The sequence below is a fragment of the Amycolatopsis coloradensis genome (assembly GCF_001953865.1).
In the GTDB taxonomy this organism is placed as follows: Bacteria; Actinomycetota; Actinomycetes; order Mycobacteriales; family Pseudonocardiaceae; genus Amycolatopsis; species Amycolatopsis coloradensis.
Genome location: NZ_MQUQ01000007.1, coordinates 119070 through 140268 on the forward strand (window position 1 = coordinate 119070; position 21199 = coordinate 140268).

Genomic DNA, 21199 nt, shown 5'->3' on the forward strand with positions numbered 1-21199 from the left:
GCCCGCCAGCGGGCCGAACTGCAGCAACTGCTGACCGACGAGGAGTACGCGGCCGCGCGCCGCTCCACACAGAACGCCCACTACACCGACGCCTCCCTCGTCTCGGCGATTTGGGACGGTCTGGGGCGCCTGGGTTTCACCGGCGGCGACGTCCTCGAACCCGGCTGCGGATCCGGCCACTTCATCGGCCTGGCCCCGGACACCGCGCACATGACCGGTATCGAGCGCGAACCGGTCAGCGCTGCGATCGCGGCCGCACTCTACCCGCAGGCCACCATCGTTCCCGGGTCGTTCGCCGAGATGAACGCGAACGAAGGCGCGTTCGACGCGGCAATCGGAAACGTGCCGTTCGCCAAAGTGCGACTGCGCGACGACAAGCACAATCCCGGCCGCCAGCACAGTATCCACAACCACTTCATCCTCAAGTCTCTGCGCCTGACCCGACCGGGCGGGATGGTCGCTCTGCTGACGTCGCGCTTCACCATGGATGCGCTTAACCCCGCCGCCCGCGCCGAAATGGCGCTGCTGGCAGATCTGGTGGGCGCAATTCGGTTGCCGACCAACGCGCACCAACGGGCCGCCGGCACACCAGCGGTCACCGATCTGTTGATCCTGCGCCGCCGCGAGGACGACGCCGACCCCGCTGTCGCGTTTTCGTCCTGGGAGAAAGCACTGCCCACGGAACTCGGCGAAGACGGGCAACTGGTCAAGATCAACCGGTACTTCCTCGACCACCCCGAGAACGTTCTCGGCGAGTTCGAGCTGGAACACGGCATGTACAACGCCGAGGACCTGAAAGTCCGAGGTGACCTCGACACCCTGCCTCAGCAGTTCACCGACGCCCTGATCCGGATCACCGATGACGCCGTCAACCGCGGCCTCACGATGAGCCCACGCGGCGAGACCATCACGCGGCCAGCGACCACAGTGAGCGTCATCGACCCCGAGGCCGCGCGATTCCAGGGATTCCTCACCGCCAAGCCGGACGGCACTTTCACCCGCCGTGTCGGGGAGACGCACCAGCCCTACGCACCCGTGGCCAGCCAGGCCGCCGAACTGCGCGCACTCCTCGGGGTGCGCGATGCCGCGATGGCACTGATTCGCGCGGAGCAGGCCTCGGTCGACGACACCCCGCACATCCGGGAGCTGCGCGCACACCTCAACACCGTCTACGACGGCTACGTCGCCGAGTTCAAGCCGCTCAACCGGTTCACCGAGCGACGCCAGCTTCGCCAGGGCTGGCACGTGTTCGGAGACTGGTGCGACCGCAACAACCACGAGAAGGCCACCGCCCCGCCCGAGGCGATTCTTGCCTATCTCACCGAGCTGCGACAGCACGGCCTCGGCCAGGACCAGCTGAAACGTCACCTCGAATCGCTGGTCAAAAACTACGAGACCGCCTTCGGCAAGGCGGTGAAAAGGGCCGCGAAGAGGGTGGCGTCCGATCGAGTCACGAGGAAACCGGACCTGGACATCGCGAACGTCGAGAAGGCACTGCTCAAGGAGATGCGGCCGGAGAGCCTGCTTGGCCTGGCCGCCATTCCCGACCCCCGCCTGAGGCCTACTGTGGTGGCCGCCGGCCAGCGGATCATCGACGAAGCACCGGAGAAGACCGACCCGGATCTGGACCTCGACGAACTCGGCCTACGCAACACGATCATCGTTCGTCCGCCGCAGGGCGGGTTCCGGATGGATCCGTTCAGCAACGTCGCCCGAGCGCTGGAGAAGTTCGACCCCACCACGCAAACCGCCCGCAAAGCGGACATCTTCACGAAACGGGTGGTCAACCCGCCGCGCACACGGCTGGGCGCCGACACCCCGGAAGAGGCCCTGTCCATCTGCATGGACACCCACTCCCGGATCGATCTACCCGAGATCGCGCGCCTGCTCGGCCTGCCCGGCGAGGACGAAGCACTCGCCGCCCTGGCCGACCTGATTTTCGAGGACCCGGACACGGCCGAACCGGTCTGGAAGCCGTTCTATCTGGCCGGGAACGTGCGCCAGAAGCTGGCCCGCGCCCAGCTCGCCGCCGAAGACGACCCGAAGTTCGAGGCACACGTCGCCGCGCTGGAACAGGTCATCCCCGAAGACCTCGGCCCCGAGGAGATCGAAGTCCGGCTGGGATCTTGGATCGGGCCGGAATACGTACAGGCGTTTCTCCGCGAACTGCTCGACGACGAGAACGTTCTCGTCGAAAGCGTCGCCGGCCTGTGGTTGGTCGACACCGACAAAACCAAGCTCAGCAAGGCTTCCCGGCTCGCATCGGACGAGATCTGGGCAGGCGGTGGGCTGAGCGCGTATCAAATCACCGAGCGGCTGCTGGTCGGCGCGCCGATCCGGGTGACCAAGACCATCCAAGTGCTCAATTCCAGCGGTGAGCTCGTCGAGCGGGACGTGCTCGATCCGGAAGCCACCGAGGAGGCCACCGACAAAGCCACCGAGATCTCGGATCGCTTCGCGGACTGGGTCTGGGAGAACACCGAGCGCGCACAGACGGTGATGCGCGTCTATAACGACACCTTCAACGCCGAAATCCCCGTCGACTACTCCGGCATCGAGCTGTCCCTCCCCGGACTCTCGCAAGCCTTCGAACTGCGTGAGCACCAGAAGATCGCCGTCGCCCGCGTCATCCACCAAGGCGGCACCGGCCTGGTCCACGACGTCGGCGCGGGCAAAACGCTGGAGATGATCGTCGGCGTCATGGAACGCAAACGCCGCGGGCTCGCGTCCAAACCGGTCATCGCGGTCCCGAACGACTCCATCGCCGAACAGTTCGAACGCGAGTGGCTCCAAGCCTATCCCGGCGCCCGGTTGCTCACCGGTATGAGTTCCGACCTGGCCAACGACAAGAAAAAGGGCAAGAACGGCCGCGCGGAATTCGTCGCCCGAGTCGCCACCGGCGACTGGGACGCAGTGATCATGACCAAGGAGTCCTTCCAGCGGATACCGCTGCCCCCGGAGATCCAGGAAAGGTTCCTCCAGACCGAACTCGACGACCTGCGCAAAGAAAAGCAGGCCCACGCCGATGCCATGAGCGAGTCGATGACCAAACGCATCGAAAGCGCCATGGACAATGCCGAAGAGCGCCTGAAAAAGCGCATGGACGACATCGAGCGCGACACCGCCGGGATGAGCTTCGTCGAGGCCGGATTCGACTTCGTCGTCATCGACGAAGCCCAGAATTACAAGAACGGTCTCGTCATCTCCGCGATCCCGGATCTCGTCATCGAAGGTTCCAACCGGGCCATCGACCTCGATATGAAGCTGGGATACCTCCAGGAACGCTTCGGTACCGCCCGGGTCGTTCTCGCGACCGCGACACCTTGGACAGGCAAGTACTCCGAGGTGTACCTGTGGCAGCGTCGCCTTGGTCACACGATGCCCCGCTTCGATCAGTGGGCCCGCACCTACATCACGCTCGAAACGTTCATGGAAATGACGCCGGGCGGCTCCCTGCGATCCAAGATCCGCCCCCGGCGCCCCATCAACGAGCCGGACCTGTGGCGGTCCCTTCGCCTGACATCCGACATCAAGATGCAGGAGGACCTCAAACTCAAGGTCCCTCGCCTGCGCGACGAGCGGATTCAGATCATCGAGGTCCCCGCCTCCGCCCAGGCCCGGATCTTCACCCTCGACCTCGCGCGACGGGAACGGAACCTCAGCGGCCCGCCAGAGAAGGGCGCCGACAACCACCTGGTCATCGCCCACGACGGCCAGCTGGCGGCACTCGACCTGCGCACGGTCGGGATCTCCACCCCCGAACCGCAGAAGGTCGACGTGATCGCCGCCGACATCTACGACGAGTGGTACGCCGCCAAAGACAACGTCTATCTGCGCAGCGACGGCACCGAACACCCGGTACGCGGCGGCCTGATCCTCGTCTTCTGCGACGAAAGCACACCCTCGAAACACTGGAACTTCTACACCGAACTGCGCAGCCAGCTGGTCACGCTCGGCATGGAGGAGAACTCCGTCCGGTTCATTCACGAGGCCGGATCGCCGCAACGAAAAGCGGACATGCTCGCCGCCGCACGCGAAGGCGCGATCAGCGTCCTGGTCGGCTCCACGATGAAGATGGGCGCTGGCCTCAACGTCCAGGACCGCGCCCTAGGCGGCTACGAGATCACCGGCCAGTGGCGGCCCGACATCACCGCTCAGGCAATCGGCCGCGCCAAACGGCAAGGAAACCAGAACGAAGAATACTTTTGGAAACGAGTCGTGCTCGCACCGTCCATGGACGCCAAGAAGTGGGAGATCACCGCCCAGAAACACAAACAGTTCGAGCCGCTCTACCTCAGCCAGCCGCCCGAGCGCAGCCGCGAACTGGCCACCGAGGAAGGCGACAGCCTCGCCGACGTCATGGCCGCCGCCACAGGCGACCCCCGCTACAAGGAGAAGGCCGAACTCGACGCGGAGTTCAAGACTCTGAACCGGCAGCAGTCCAGCCACGGCCGCACCCAGCAGGCACTGAAGCTGTCCATCGCTCACAGCACCGAACGCATCCCCCAGCTGCAGGCCCGCGCCGAACGCCAGGACGAAGTCGCGAAGAAGCTGGTCAGCACCGAGCGCAGCAAGTTCTCCATGCGAGTCGGCAAACGCACTTACACCAAACGGCCCGACGCCGCGAATGAAGTGCGGGACCGGCTGTTCTCGGCGATGGCGGCAGCGCCGCTGACCCACGAAGGACACACGGTTCCGATCGGATCCCTCGGCGGGTTCGACATCGTCGCGACCCTGCGACCGCTCAACCGTCCCGACCTCGGCATCCAGATCAAGTTCCCCGACGCCGCAGAGAACACCTCCGGGTTTTACCTCAATGCCAAGGACTTTCCCGGCGGCATCGGCGTGATCACCCGGCTGGAGAACCAGCTGAAGACGATCGCGGCCGCGGGGGATCGAAGCCGAGACGAGGTCACTCAGGAGCGCGCCAGCATCGAGCAGGCACGTGCCGCGGTCGGGAAACCATTCCCCGGCGCAGTGCGTCAGGCCGAAGTCGCGCTCCGTCGCAATGAGTTGATCGCACAGCTCAGCGACCTGGACGAGGCCGACTACGATCGGAACGAGGATCCCGACTCCCCGGAAGCCAAGGCCCGCAAGGAACGCGCGGAAGCGCGCGCCGAAGCGCGTCGCAACATGTTCTCGTCCGCTGTCGAGACCGCCGAACTCGTTGGCCTCGTGCGGGCCGAGGCCAGTCGCTTCGGCACCTGGTACACCGCGATCGCCCACAGCGTCACCGACGAGCAGCGCCCCTCGATCGAGCAGGCCATCGACGTGTGGCTCAGCATCGGCAAACCCGGATCCGAAGACCGCACCCTCCTCAGCCCCATGGGCGCGACACCACGCCCCGCCGCGGCCGAGCTCGTGCCCACCCCTGCCATCAGCGAACCGCTTCCGCCCGACCCGGAGGGCGAGCCCGACGATCCGGCGCCCAGCCCTGTCGAGTCGTCGTCTCTCGTCAGCGGCACCGGAGCCCCACCGGTGCGACGCCCTGTGACAAGCACACCCCGCGACCCCAGCCAGACAACCGAGGGCACACACGCGGACGGCTCGGATCCGGCCGACGAGGCGGGCCAGATCGTGCTCGATTCCTTGAACACGAGCGAGCCGGGACAGCAATGGATAGAGCTGTGTGCGGACCTCGCGTTGCTCGGCTACCGCCACGAGCGTCGCGACGGCGCCGGACCTGGCCGCATCGACGACGACAACCGGCAGGTGATCACTGACCCAGGGCAAAACCCCGAGCAGGAACTGCTCTCGCTGGCCGCCCATGTCGAGACGTTGCGGGTGCGCTTCAACACCGACAGCGCTACCCACACGATCGCGACCCTGCTCGACACCGAGATCGCCCGCGATGCGAACCAGCGCCGCGAGTTCATCCGCCTGATCACCCAGTCCGGGCTGCGGGGCCGGGCGGCCTCGTGGGGCGCGGATGTACTGATCAACACAGTCGCACTGCAAGCCATCAGCGCGGCGGCGGCCGCCACCCCAGACGCGCTTCTGCGAGCTCCCAACGGCAACGAGATCACCAGCGATGCCGACCTCTTGCCGTGGATCGACTATGAGCGCAGCCCCATGACATACGGTGATGTGGACGTCGTGGTGCTGCGGAATCCAGCAGGGCTCACTGCCGTCTTCACCGCCCGAGGTGACCAGCACGACTCCCACTGGAAGCGCCTCCCGGCCGACCACGCCGGCGATCGGACCGATCTTCTCGACGCGATCACCGCGACCATCACAGACGCGCCCGCTCTGGCGGAGGAACTGCGAGCCAGGCTCATCGGGGCGCTCGCTCGGGTACGACCGCTTCCGGCTCCCCTCGAACGTGATCCGTTGCCGACACCGCTGGCCGACGACGCGATTGACGACGTCGAGCCCGAACTTGCTGCGGCGAGTTCTGCCCTGGATGCCAAGGCTGACGATCCTCTGGCATCGAACGAACCCACTGAGTTAGCTCCCGTCCCCGGGGACGGACAGACCGAGGACGTCGAACCAGCTGGTCAAGCTGATCCAGACGAAACGGCGGAGCCGACCCCGGACACTGAACATCCAACCCCGCAGCTTCCCACCGATGCCGAGCGGCCTTCGTCGTTGGCCGAAGACGCGGCCCTGCCGACGCTGACTGAACTTCGGGAACTCGCTGCGGTGCACTCGCTCGACGTCACCGTCGTACGGGTAGGTACCGACGTGTTCGTCACCGTGCACGAGCCGAACGCGCCGTCCCAGCCGGTGCTGACCTTTCCCGCCGACCGCTCGTCCGTCATGGACGGAGCCGGACGTCCGTTCCCGATCGGCTCGATCGGCGACCACCTGAGGGTCTATCGGGAGACCGTGGACGTACGGCTGTTTACCGTCGCCACCACGGTCCGTGATTGGCCGCGCAGAGTGGGCCAGCTCGCCCCTCATCTGCTGCTGGGCGATCTCTACTCGCCGCAGGTCCGGGACGCTCTTGACGAAGCGGCCCACCTGGTTGATCGTGGCATGCCGATCGAGGCCGACGCGGCGATGCGGCGTGCCGAAATCGCCGCTGGGCCGCTCACTTTGCCCCCGGCACGGGAACGCCAGATCGTCCGCGCGATCACCGACCTGGCGTCCGGATACAAGATCAGTGGAGACCCAGGGCGCTACATCCACGAGTCGCACATCGGTGCCAGTACTTGGGCGGAGTGGACCTGGATCGACACCTACATCGCCGCGCACCCTGAGGTTCTCGACGGCCTTCCTCCCCAGGAGCGTATCCGGGACCGCGACGCTGCGGAACGTGACAAGGCGGTGGAGGCCGGGCTGCGGCTCACCCGTGACGCAGCCCGGCTGTTCAAAGACGAGGACTTCGAGCGGTCTCTGGAACTGCTTGACGCGGCTGAGCTCGCGTATCCGGACGGCCGTGACCGGTTGGCGCAGTTGCGCGATCGTGTCAGGGCCGGCATCGCTGAACGCGACGGTCACCCCGAGCAGCCGTCGACCCCGGCACCGGCGAGCGACGTTGTCGCGGAAGCGACCACGGAGGCGGAGGAGTCCACACCGGATCGGGCAGGGCTGCCCACCGCGGCGGGAGCGGCGGCGGATCCGACCTTGGAGACACCGGACTACCAGATCAGGCTGCACGCCGAGATCAACGCGGCGACCGCCGCCTACTTTGACCAGCAACTCGACGCCAGCGCCAGCGCCCAGGAGTACCTACGCTACCGCCTCGGCGGGCAGGCGGCAGTCGACCGCGTCCGCGCCCGCGGCAACGAGAACCAGGGCAAGCTGACCATCGGTTACGCCCCGCAATCCTGGACCGGGCTCGTGGATCACCTGCGCAGCAAAGGCTTCCGGGATCAGGACCTCATTGACGCCGGTGTCGCGAAGCTCTCCAGCCGGGACCAGCTGATCGATCGGTTCCGCTACCGCCTGATGTTCGCCGTCCACGACCAGGACGGCAGGATCGCCGGGTTCACCGGACGCACCCTTCACGCCGACGACATCCTGGACGGGGATCCTCCCATCCCCAAATACCTCAACACCGAGGCCACGGTCCTGTACGACAAGAGCCGTCTGGTGCTCGGGCTGTACGAGCAGCGCGGGTTCGCCGCCGACGCCGACCCGGTGTTCGTCGAGGGTCCCTTGGACGTCGCCGCCCTGATGGTGGCCGCGCCTCCCGACCATCCGCTGTTGCCGCTGGCGCCGTGCGGAACCAGCCTCACCATCGGCCACCTCGATGCGGTCGACCAGGTGGTGCCGATCGAGCGGCGCCGCGTGTACGCGCTCGACGGCGACGCGGGCGGTTTGCGGGCGTTGCCCAAACTGATCGAGACGGGAATCCGCCGCTACCCGAACGTGGAAGCCACAATCCTGCCCAACGGTCTCGACCCCGCCAAGTTCGCCGAAAATGCCGAGCCTGAGCGGCTCATCGGTGCCTACCTGGGCGCCCCCTACACCCGCCCCGCCTTGGACGTTCTGGTCGACCTGCGCATAGAGCCGTACGCGGACCGGCTGGGCGAGCAGTTCGAGGTGGAAGCAAGTATCGCGGCGGCTCGGAAAGTCGCTCAGGTGCTCGCTCTCGTCGAACCCGATCGCATCACCGACCTCGCCCTGGCGACCGCGACCCGGATCCACATCGACCCCGAGCACCTGGCCCAGTTCATCGCCGAAGCCCGCACGGTCCGCCTTGAGGAGAAACCCGAGCGGCCGGTACTCAGCTCCGAGTCCCGGGCACCGGAGAACGTCGAGCCCGACGTCGCCGCCGAGGCGGAGGAAGCCGAGCGGCATAACGACGACACCGGTCCGCCGCAACACGATCACACCCAGGAGGACACCCCCGCGCCGCAGCCGGACGACCCCTCGCCGGGGGAGCCGACCGAGGAAGCCACGGCGGCGGACGACCAGGCCGCTCCCGAAGACGGCTCGTGGCTGCTGGCTCCCGTTGCGCGGTATCTCGACGAGCACACGCCCCTGTCCCGATCGCAGCGCGCGGACAACGCCGACGCCGCCTTCGACGCGCTCGCAGCGGTCGTCGCCGGAAAGGCTCTCGACCAGATGGCCGAGGTCGGAGCACACGAGACTCTGGACTTGCTGCTCCAAGCCGACCGCTTCGAGGCGATCGCGCAAGCCGCCGAGCGGGCCGAACACGAGCCCGTGATTCTGATCCACGGGGACAACGGCGAACAGCAGGTCGAGCCTGACCAGGTCGATGCGGCGTTCCTGTTGCTCGCGCAGCGACCCGGGTCCTCGTTGGCCTTGCAGTGCGGCGACCTGGTGTTTCGCTCCGGAACCGACCGCATCGGGCCCTTCGTCTACATCGAGCCCACTGTCTGGCGCTCGGAGGACGAACAGCCGTGGGGAGACCGCGTCCGTCTGCTCCCGGCCGATGTGCAGGCCGACGCCGTCGGTGCCGTCCGCGAGCAAGTCCAAGCCCAGATCCGCAGCGCGCGCAGCCGCGCGGTGATGGCCCGGGGAGCACTCAACGCCAGGTTCGCCGTGCAGGGCGTCGGCGAAGCCGCCCAGCTGCGGGCCCGGCTCAAGACCCTCGCGGGCAAGCTCGGTCCCGAGCAGACCCAGCGGATCGGGGCGCAGCTGGCGCGGGTGGACCTGCTCCACCACTTCGCCTCCGCGTCCGCCTTCCCCGCGATCGATCCCGCTGCTGAGTTCACCCTCGCAGGCCAACCGGTGCAAGACGCGGGCACTGTACTCGCGCAGATCGGCACCGGTCCGGATCAGCCGCACCACTCCAAGGTGCTGCGCTGGCGAGGTCTGGAAGTCAGCACCCGATGGGCACCAGGACAGGACAAGCCGCTGCTATTCGTGGCCGTCGCGCCGGTCGGGGCGTCGGGCAGCGATCGGCGCACCCCGCTGATGTTCCAGCTGGACCCCGCGTGGATCACAGGCGACCAGCCCGACCGGATCGTGGAGTTCCTGCGCCGCACGGTCGCCAACGCCGAACGGATCGCGCTCAGCGAGCTGCGCGCGGCCGGGAAGGCACTCGACGCGCCGGAACGCCAAGAGCAGAAACAGGCCGAAGCAGCCGCCGAGCAGACCGCGGCCGCCCGTGCTCACGCGGCCGAGAACAACACCCTGATCATCGAGCACAACGGTTCCGGGACCGTCCTGCACGGCTCCAGCAGAGAAGACCGTGCCCTGCACAACCTGTTGCACACCAACAAGTTCAAGTACTCCAAGCGGAAAGAATTCTGGTTTCTTCCCAGGCAATGGCTGTACACCACACGCAACGTTCACGTGCGGGGTCTCTCCAAAGATCTGGAGAAGGCGGGGCGCGGTTACGAGCTGTGGGAAGAAGAAACCGCTCCGACGGCCGACACAGCGGCGCCTCCACTCCCGGCCGCAGAGATCTACACCACGGGAAAACAGCTGCGTGACGCGGAACGCGCGGTGACACAGGCGTATTGGTCGTTCCAGGACACCGCGGCCGGTCGACGCCTGATGAACTACGGCTCCGATCGCCCCGACGCCGAAGCTCTGAAGGAGGCCCGTCGGGAAGTCTCGATACACCGGCTCGATGACGGACTCACCGAGGGCGCGAAGGTGTACACGGCTCTCTACCGCGCGGCGGCGGTGATGCACGACAACCTCGTCGCCGAGCGGAAGAACGCGCCGAAAATGATGGAGCGGCTCGCGCTCGTCGTCCAGCGCGCCGGAGCGTTCGCCGCCGGACTCACGGCACTGGCCGAACAGGACCCCAACTCCAGCATCGCGATCGCAGCGAGCGAGGACACCGTCGCCGATCAGGCCGAGACCGCATCGCCGGAAACCGAAGCCGATCAGCTCGACATCTTCACAGCCGACCCAGCGAGCCCCCCGGAGGCCGATCGTGAGGACGACAGCGCGGACACGGTACCCGAAACGGCTGCCGAGGCCGAACCCCCGGACACCGTGACCGAGCCCCGATCCGACGCGGAGCAGACCCAGCCAGTCGACCTCCCCGACCTCACCGCCCGGCAAAAGGCGCACCTGCTCCGGACACACGACGAGCTGCTGACCCGCCTGACCGTGTCGTCCTTCACCCACGTGCAGGAGGCCGGTGTCGGTGTACCTGGTGTCGTCGACGTCGTCGCGCGCACTGTCACCACCGACCCGGACCAGCCGCGCGAGCAGGAGATGCGCTGCCTGATCCTGCTCACTGACCAGGTGCGGCACTACCGCCAGCAACTCGCCGAGAAAGCACAAGCCATCCCGGTGGCCGATGAGGCGCAGGCGCTCGCGGTCGGGGAGTTCACCGGGCTGGCCTGGACTCTCGACAGGCTCGGTGACGCTGTCGCCAACGCCACGGAGGAGAATCGCCGGTACGTCATCCCGACGAAGTCGTTCATCTCCCAGCAGCTCAACGACGGCCAGATCGAGACCGCCCTGCTCGGCTTCGCCCGTGCTGCCCGGAACAACATCAGCCTGGAGAAGGCGCTCAAGGGCAAGAACATCGTGGTCGGGCCGCGCACGACCGGGATGGCCTGGCACGACCTCACCCTGGAATTCGCCCCCCACGGCGACACCGGCGTTGTTCTGTCGATCAGCACCCCGGACTCCCGCGCGCGGGACGAGATCCTCCTGGGCCAGCTGGATCTGAGGAAGGACACCGCAGGACAGGCGATCCGGGCCGCGTTCGAGGAACACGTCGCCGGTCTCGGGGCCCGCGCAGACGCCGCGAGGCAAAGTGCACTCGACCAGGTCACCCCGGCCTCCAGCGCGGCGGAAGCCACCTCGACCGAGACCGAGGCGACAGACACGGAACGCCCCGAGCCCGCCGCCGAAGCTGACGCCGAAGACGTGGCAGTGGCCCCGCATGCCTCCGATCCAGATGCGGCGGCCGTCGAACCGTCTGCTGTTTCTGAAGTGTCCGATCAGGACAGCCAGAACGGCGTGGTGCGTCTGGCGGACACGGTGCTCGGCGGTGCTCGGCTCAGTCGCGAGGAGACGATCGCCCACTGGGGCGCGATGGCCAACCCGCATCCGGACGGGGCGCCCGAGGCCGAGGCTTGGGAACGTGGCCGCACAGCGCTGGTCAACGAAGTCGAACGCAGCCGCGCCAGTCGGCCCTCGCCGGGCGGCGCGCTGCTGGCGTACAAGGTGCCCGGCCGCAAATCGGTCTGGAGCGTTGTCCAGGTCGCCACCGGACATCCGGTCCTGAACAGGGCCCAGATCGACATCCCACGGCAGAGCACGCCGCAGGCGGCAAGCAGATACACCGTGATGGAGCTGCCGGAGGCGGCTGTTCCGCATTACCTGGCCGCGCTGGAACGAGGCCTGGACCCGGACGGTAACCAGATCGACTGGACCGACCACGCCTCAGTGCTCCGGACCGCCGAGCCCTGGCGACTCGCCGGGTCGGCGACCCGCCTGACTCTCGGTGGCGACCCGGCCACCGTGGGATTGCGGGAAGTCCACGCCGCCGCGCTCCTGTTCGCCGCGACGAAGCACCCCCATGCCGTCGGCGGGGCCCCGGCATTCGCCTCGGCGCTGCACGTGATTCTGCCTTCCCGCAATGCGGTGTGGGGCAGCCGTATCGCCGGGGACGTCGTCGACGACTTCACCACGACAGCGACCCAGTTCAGCGCGGATGGACCCGCGCTGGAGGACATCCGCCAGCATCGCAAGCTCCGGATCCGGGAACAGGACCAGACCACCTACGCTGTCGTCCGGCTCGCCGCGGCGCACGCGTTCGGCGGGCGCCCGCGCGAGGCGGTGGACCTTCTGCTCGACCGGGCGGAGACACTGGCTCCGAGCGACGAGGCGCGCCCTTACCGCTACAGCTCGAACCGGCTCCGCCATCTCGCCACCGCTGTCGCGGAACTGTTCAGCCCGGTCGAAACCGAACTCGAACAACTCCTGGCCGCCTCCCCGGGCGATCACCTGGTGGCCACCGCCGCCACCGGCTCGCCCGGCGTCGGCGCGACCTGGGTCATCACCGGCCCCGCGCAACGCCGCCCTGACTCGTCCATCGGTGGCTGGCGTGCCACGATCCCTGTCGACCGGCTCGATGATGCCGGGCCCGTGCACGGCGTCCTGCACGTCGCGCCACACGAGATCTCCCGGCGTATTTGGGTCAGCTACGACCACGCCCAGCCGGACCACAGCTCCGAGCGCACCTGGGCGCAAGACCAGCTCTACCACGTCGCCGCCGGCCATTGGGCGGTCATCGACTCCGGTGATCCCCTGCCGACCACGGCGCCTGAACTCGAGGCGCTGACCCGCCGGGCGGAAAGGGCCTTCGCCGGTGAGGCGACTCAGCGGGCCGACCTGCTGGCTGGCCCGGTACGAGACGGCGGCGAGCAGGCCGAGGTGAGCCCCGGCGGCACCACGCCCGCTCCCGCCGACGCCACAGTCCAGGACACCTCGGACGCTGCTACCCAGCCAGCCGAGGGCATTGTGGACGCCGCCCGCACGAACATCCGGGCACTGCTCGATGGCATCGACGTCGGCTACCTGTCCACCGCCACGCAGGAACTCGATGAGCTTCAGGCAAGTGAAGCCGCGCTCGAAATGATCTGGCGCGGCCTGGACATCGGCAATACCGCGCTGCTGGAACGTCCGGCCGGGAAGATCGCCAGCGACGTCCTGTATGGCACGACCCGGGGGACCGGCTTCGAGCCTGATCCGCGTGCCCAGCTCGCGGTGAAGTCGGGACTCGGCGTGCCGACGGCCACGGCGCTGCACGCGCTCGCCACCGAGTTCCTGGCCCGCCGCGACGCCGACGATCCACTCGGGCGTGCACTGGCCAAGACCCGGGTCGACGAGGTCGCGTGGGATCTGATCACCGTGGCCAAGCAGATGGGCATTCACGGCGGATTCACCATCCCCGCAGCGCCCGCGCTCACCGGGCCTGCCACGGCCCCGGAAACAGTTCCGCCCCAGACGGCGGCGGAACCGGACGAGCCCGAACCGGACTTCGACGTGGAGTACGACGAGGCCGGGTTCCACTTCGTCGACGGCATGCACGGGATCAGCCAGCTGTTCGTCGACAACCACTGGGTTCTGCAGGAGACGCAGCTTGTCGAGATCGGCGGAATGTGGTCGGAGCACTGGGCCCGGCACGACGTCTCGGTGGCAGTGAGTCTCACCCCCGACGATCGGGTCCTGAGCACCGTGTTCCGCCGACACGGACCGTTCGAGTCACCGGACTGGGAGGAAATCGAGTTCACCTCAGCACAAAGCCTCCGGGATCTGGTCGAACAGACCGGGCTGCACGGCCTGGCGCGCCCGGCGCGGCTGCCCGGCCTGTGGCGGGTCGGGAACTTCGACCTCGCCGAGAACGCGCGCGCCGCGGCGAAGAACGCCGACGGCCTGCGGCTGGTGACCCGCCAAGCCGACACGAGGGATCCCGCGTGGTCATTCGCCGATGACGGGAAGCCGGCGCCCCTGGCGCCGCCACTGCCGATAGTGCCGGTGACCGATCGGAAGAGTCTGCTCACCTACGTCCTGGGCGACCGCCACAACGAGGACGAGATCCGGAATCTGGTGTCGATCTCGCTCTCCGGGCGCGTCCGCAAGGGGGTCTATCCCTCGACCGCCCTCCGCCAGCTGCGCGATCAGGATCCCGAAATCTATCGGCGTGCGTTCACCGCGAGCGCGGGCAGGCGATACCGCGGGGACACCTTCGACTACGCGCGTGCCCAGGAAGCGCTGGTGCGGCTGGCAGAAGGCGATCCAGCCCTGCCGCTCAACGCGCTCGGCCAGTACATCGAACTTCAGGAAGGTACGCGGGGGCCTGACGCGGACCGGCTTGTGCCTGTTCGCGGGATCGTCAGCGAGATCGGTGATCTTCGCGGCGCCACGGGCCAGCTGACGGTGACCATCGATCGTGATGTGCCCGCCGCCGACGGCACGCTGCGCATGTCCGCGGTTGTCGACGTCGACGACACCTTGACGGTCCTGAATCTGGCCACCCGCCCCACCGTTGAGGAGCGGGAAGCCAGGAGCGCGGCGACGCCGCCGGTCACCGAGACCGAAGAACAGAGCCTGGAACCGGGCACGCCCGAACCGACCACAGGGGACACAGCAGCTCCCGAGAGTCCCGGCGAGCCCCGTGAACGTCCTGCGGAGGAGGCCACCTCTCCCCGTGAAGCACCGACGGAAGACGGTGCGGTCTTGCGGCTATCCGACGGTCGCGAGCTCACCCATGTACTCGACCCCGGGCCCGATCAGCTACCCCGGCACTTCACGATCGCGGAAGAGGCGTACGTCCGGACCGAGCCCGGCAGGTTCCGTCTGATCATCGGCAGGAACTACGCCGACACAGGGGACAGGAATCCGTGGTGGTGGGCGCTGCAACGGATCGATCAGGACGGCGTCGTCTCCGGCTCCGGCTTCGAGGCGGTGACCTTCAGGCACGTCACCGTCGACGGCGCCCTGGACGCCGCGCAGCGACACCTCGCACCGCTGGAAGCGGTTCTGGACTCTCCGAGCCCGTCCCCGTCGGAGAAGACCTCAGTTTCCGGGCCCATGGATTCGATCACGTTCATTCCGGCCTGGGGTGACGTGTGCGAGCAACTGCAGGACATCGATCTGCCCGCCGCTGTTGAGGAACAGCCGTCCGCGCAGCTCGCCGTCACTGTCGCCCAGCGGCTGATCAAAGCACCCTCGCCTGAGGACGATGCCCGCTGGCTGCTCAGCTCCGCGAACGCTCCGTACGCCGCCGACGCCACCCGGCAGCTGCGGAACCTTGCCACCGTCATCCGGGCCAGCGGCCTGTCGGACCTCATCCCCGGAACCGAATGGCAGCTCGGCGACGCCCTGGAGGCGGTCCGGGACGCCGTGGTGCCACAGCTCGAACCACCCGCCACCACAGCGCCGGAACCGGAGCTCGGCGAGATCACGCTGCCGCCGGAACCCATCGACGAAGACACCGAAATTCTGCCCCCAGACCTCGCCGACCTCGGTGTGGAGCAGATCTTCCTGGAACTCGACCGGTGGCGGCACCCTCGGGCCGGTGTCGGAGCGTCCGGCGTGCCGGAGTCCGTCGCGGCTGTACACAACCGCCTGATCGACCTGCTCACCCCGGACACCATCGCCGTCTTCGGCGACCGCACGCGAGGTCAAGTGGCCACGCAGGTGCAGGACTCCTACCGGTTCAACCTGCTGGCCGAGGCCGTCCGCGAAGCGCAGGAAGCATCCGAACCGCTGCGGCCCGACTTCCGCAAAAGCCCGGCACAGGACGTCCCCGCGCTCGACCGCGAAACGTGGACGTCGACCTTCGACGCACTCGTCGAGGAACGGGATCCGGAATCGAGCGTCCGCTGGGGACGCATCCGGATCACCGTCGAACTGGGCGGCGCTGCCATCGCTCAGATCGCGATAGCCGACCCGGATACCGGCGACTTCGAAGTGACCCACAGACTCCCCTTTGACACCAAGTACTCCCTGGAGGCGACGCACGATCCGATCGGGGACACGCTGTGGGCGGCGACCTACGGCGCGAAAGCGCAGGCGATCCTCGCCCGGCATTGGATCCACGAGAGCCTGCACGAGAACGGCCTCTCTCCTCTGGCCCAGGCTCAAGCCCGGCTCCTCGCCCTCCCGTCGACCGCAATGCCGGGAAAGCAACCGCTCTACTACGAGATACAGAAGATCGAATCCCACATCGAACTCCTGTGGACATGGGCGCTCGCTCAGCTCAATGAGCTGGATCATGGTCGCCCGCCCGGCGACGAAGACGCCTTCAGCTTCAGCTTCCTGGAATTCGACGCCGCCGACCCGGGCGAGGTGCTGGCCACGGCCGCCGTCCGGGACACGGTCGGCCAGGAAAGCGAACACCTCTGGTGGCGCGGCCTCCGCGTCTACACCGAACACACGAAGGAAGGCGAGCTCGAACTGGTCTTCTGCGAGACCAACGGCCAAGGGGGATGGCTGCTGACGGTCCCGCTGACACGCGAGCAGTTCACACCCGAGGGAGTGACAGCCGCGCTCTACAGCGCCGTGGCCAATGCCGAGCAGGACGTGATCGACCGCACCAACACCGCGCTCGCCACGATCGCCGCGTTCGAAGCACCGGCACAACCGGCCCCTGACCGCGAAGCCACCGCCCCGACCGCCGCCGATACTGCGGCACCGGAGACGACCACAGAGCCGGATCCCGAACCCGGGAACGAGAGCGAGCCCGATCCCGGCGACCCCGAAACCGAGCCTTCCTCTCATGCCGACGCCGCACCGAGCGGACAGCAGCCCAGCTCCTCATCGGACGTCCAGCCCGGCCTGTTCGACCTGGCCACCCCCGGCACACCCTCGCAGTCCGGCGATACCACGGCGCCCGCAACGACGGAAGGGCGCTCCGCCGGCGAGCTATCCCGCGCACCGCTGACCCCCGAGGACATCGCGCTGGCACTCCGGCGCACGCACGGCGAGCGCTTGGCCGACTTCCTGAAGGCGATGAACACTCCCGGCGCCGCACGGAACCGGCCCAGCGTTCAGGGGCATCAGGTTCGACGCTCAGACGACGAGCCGGACGCCGGGGCGCTCGAACAGGTCGACGTGGCCGCCCGAGCGATGGAGATCCGAGTCGAGACCAGCACCGAACTGCGCACCGGCCGCTTGAGCTGGAAGGCACTCAACGAATGGCTGCGCGCGGGCCTGGCGGGTGCCGACCTCAGGATGCTCACCGACGCGTCCACCGCGCACGATCAGCTGACCGCCTACCTGAATCGGCGTGAGTCCACAAAGGACACCGAACGTCTTCGCTCTGGTCTCGATGAGGTGGCCGAGGTTCGCGATCGGGCAGCGGCCAGCATCATCGACCGCGCCCTCCGCAACCACCAGGCCGACACCGCACCCGCGCCGTGGCGGGGGCGAGGCCGCGATCCTTTGCTGCGCCCTGCCTCCGATGGCCAGCTGACCGAAGCCCAGCAGGCGACACTCGCCACCATCAACGACCTGACCTCAGCCATTCCCGACAGCTCGGTGAGTGACCCCAAGGCCCCCGACGGCGCGCCCGGCCGGGGTGAGCCGTCCACCGCGGCGACGAGCACGGCTTCCCAGACCCCGAAGCCAGCCGAGTCCTCACCGGCTGGGCCGATGGGTTCCAACGCACCAGCTGAGGAAGCAGCAAACGAGAACCCCCGCCCAGATCGCTCCACTGTGGATCCTGCCGTTCCGGCAGGGCCGCTCGACGCCATCACGTTCGATCCGAGCGGCCCCGGTGCGGCCGAGCAGTTGACGTCCATGCAGATGCCCGACCCGGTGAAGCTGCACGAACCCTCCCGGCTGGCCTTCGTCGCTGCGACACGGATCGTGCAGCAGCCGACCACCGCACTGGCCATGCACGTCACCTGGCTCGCGAACGTCGCCAGCAGCACCACCGAGGCAGCAGAGGCGGCACAGCAACTCCTCCGGCTGGCCGACCGGATCACCCGCAGCACACTGCCCGACCAGGTCCCCGGAAGTGACCTGCGACTGATCACCGCGCTCGACCAGGCCCGCCAGCAGCTGCTGACCCGTCTCGGACTTCCCACCACTCCGCCACCTGACGCGCCACCCGGGCCGGACGCGGCCGCTGACCCCGGCACAGCGTCCGAGAAGCCGGCGGCTGAGGACGCCACTGTCTCGACAACCGACGTGCTGTCCGACCTCCAGCTGAGCTGGGAGCAGCTCGAAGAAATGGCGCAGGAGGCCAACTACACCGTTGTCCTTCAACGCCACGTGACCGAACCGTCCACCGACCACGCTCTTCGCACCATCACCATTCCGCTGATCTTCGACAAGGACGTCCAACAGGACCAGCTCACATCCGAAGTCATCGCGCTTCTGCGCAACCCGCCGCCGACGCCCGCAACCGCAGACACGACCCCGGCGACAAGGCTCGACCCGTCATCACCCGATGCCGCCCAAGAAGGGCCCGCCGAGGGCGAGACGGCTCAACCAGCCGACGAACCTGTGGCCCCGGGCCCGACTGAACCAGGTGAACCTGCCGAACAAGCTCCGGCGGCCACGCCCATCGCGGAGTCCTTGTCGGAGCCGTCGGCGACCACGGATCCAGGCACACCAGCGCCAGCAGCACCGCGCACGCCAGAGACGCACGTCCCGGACGCCCCACCGGACGCTCCCCGCGACACGCTGACCGAGGACACGGTGCCGTCGGAGGCGGAATCCACCGAATCCGCCGATGTGCTGCCCACGGACGACGCCCCAGCCGCCGCGGTCGACGACAGCGAGTCCGACGAGGATTTGGCGGCCTACGACGAATACCTCGCCGGCCTTGCGGAGCCGGGGCGCGAGCCCGAGCAACGCCGCACTGACGCACCGTCGGCCACCCCGGGTACCCAACTCGAGGACCCAAGCCCCCCCACCGTCACCGACGACGCGGCCACGGCGACTACCCGGGACGGGCTCGCGCAAGCGCAGGCGCCGACCGAAGGGACAGCGCCAGCGGACACCGAGACCACCGCCTCCGCCGATGAGGGTCCCTCGACCACCGACCCGGCCGCCGCAGTCGACGACCCCGTCGTCGACGAGGATCTGAAAGCCTACGAGGAGTACCTGGCCGGGGACGACGTCTCGACGACACCCGCCGACCGCAGCACACCGGAAGCAGCACCCGCACACGCCACGTCCGCCGATGGACCTGTCGGCCATGACGTCTCAGCTGGGCAGGACACCGGATCCATCGACGAGATGGATCCAGAGATCGACGAACACTACGCGCGGCTCAGGGCCGAGCGAGCCGAAGCCGCGGCCGGGATGACTGTCGAGCAGGCCAGGGCCATGGTGCGCGAGGCCGAGGAGATCGAAGCCCACCTCGCCGGATGCCAGCTGGACGTCGCCCAGTGCAGTGTTTGCAGCGCCCAGGAAAACGACGTCAGCACCTTCTGGGAGATCGACGTTCCTGCGGCCCGGCAACGGCTCGCGGAGGCCGCTACGCCTCCCACGCCGATCGCGCCCGACGGCACCGGGTCCGACGTCGTCAACGGCGATGAGGCCGCGTCGAACGCCGAGCATCCTGCGGCACGAGCAGAATCGCGAAGCGCCCCCACCCAGGAGCCGCAGGCTGCCGAAGTGCCTCGCGCCCCGCGCGGGTCTCGCAGTGCTCCCGCTCGCACGGAGAACAGCCACGGAGCGGGACGTCCGCCGCGGTCGCCCGAGCGGGAACGGCGTGCACCGGATCCGGTCGCGTCCCAGTGGGCAGATCTGGTCGCGCAGGCCAGCACGCTCGGTTTCGGAGTGCGGAACTCCTACGAAGGCGTGACCACAGTGGACTGGACCGCCAAGGTCATCCAGATCGGAGTCGCCCAGCCTGTCGAGCGGGTCGTGGCCCTGGCCTTGAAAGTCGGCGAAGTCAGCGGAGTGGTCTCCGCCACCGCGACCGCCCCTCAGGAGAGTCTGCGGGAGCAGGACCAGCCGAGCGTGCGAACACCTCCGGCTTCGCCGAGCGCGACCGAGCCACCCCCCTCGCAGGAAGACCCGACGCCGCACGTGCAGCAGGACCGTGTGGTGCAGGTGGTTCCCGCGGGCGCGGACAGCATCCCCGTTACCTCGGGCCATCCGCTGTTCGACGACCTTCTCACCAAGCTGAACCGGACCGAACCTCCGCTGCACGTCCCCGAGACCTGGCCAAGCGGACCTGTTCACCGCGAACCCGCCTTCGCCGACCGCCAGCCATCCTTGCAGGACAACCCGGCCCGTGAAACCGAGGAACAGCGGTCCGGCGTTGTCGTGCAGGCGCGCGTCGCACCGCCGCAGGCCGTGCCAGTTCCCTCCGATCACCCGGTGTTCGACCAACTGCTAGCCGAGCTCGGCTGGGAAGGCGAGATTCCCGCCCTGCCCGACCAACCTGCGCCCACCCCGGCACTCCCGATCGAGCACGCCCCGGCGGCCGTCGACGCCGCGCCCGCCCGGCCGGATCCCGCCCCGGCACAGCCATCACCGTCTCCGCCGCCGGAGCGGGGAACCCAGCCCGAGCCCCGACTTCAACAACGTCCGGCCAAAGCCGGAGAGCGGCCGACGGGCGCCTTCGTCACCCGCACTCCGGCCGCGCGGGGAATCGGGGGAGCCGTGGGGCGTGCTTTCGGTGCCTTGGGCTTCGGGCGCCGAAACGGAAGGCGGTGACGTTCGGACGCATCGCCTGATTCGGCCGCGCTAGGACGCCTGGGGAGGTGTGCCTGGCGCGGCGCAGAGCACACAGCGAGGCCTCGATGGGGATCGAGGCCGTCATGGGGGATCACCAATGGGGGAACTACGCCCTGACCAGGGCACATCAGCACGAATCTCATCGCGTCGGATTGTCGCC

Annotated in this window: 1 protein-coding gene; it reads left to right on the forward strand. The window is 68.2% G+C overall.

Going from position 1 to position 21199, the window contains the following annotated elements:
- The first annotated feature begins 210 nt into the window (after window positions 1-210).
- Window positions 211-21018, forward strand: coding sequence for a DEAD/DEAH box helicase family protein (locus BS329_RS15760; RefSeq protein ID WP_076161410.1), 20808 nt, complete (start codon window positions 211-213; stop codon window positions 21016-21018).
- Window positions 21019-21199 lie beyond the last annotated feature (181 nt).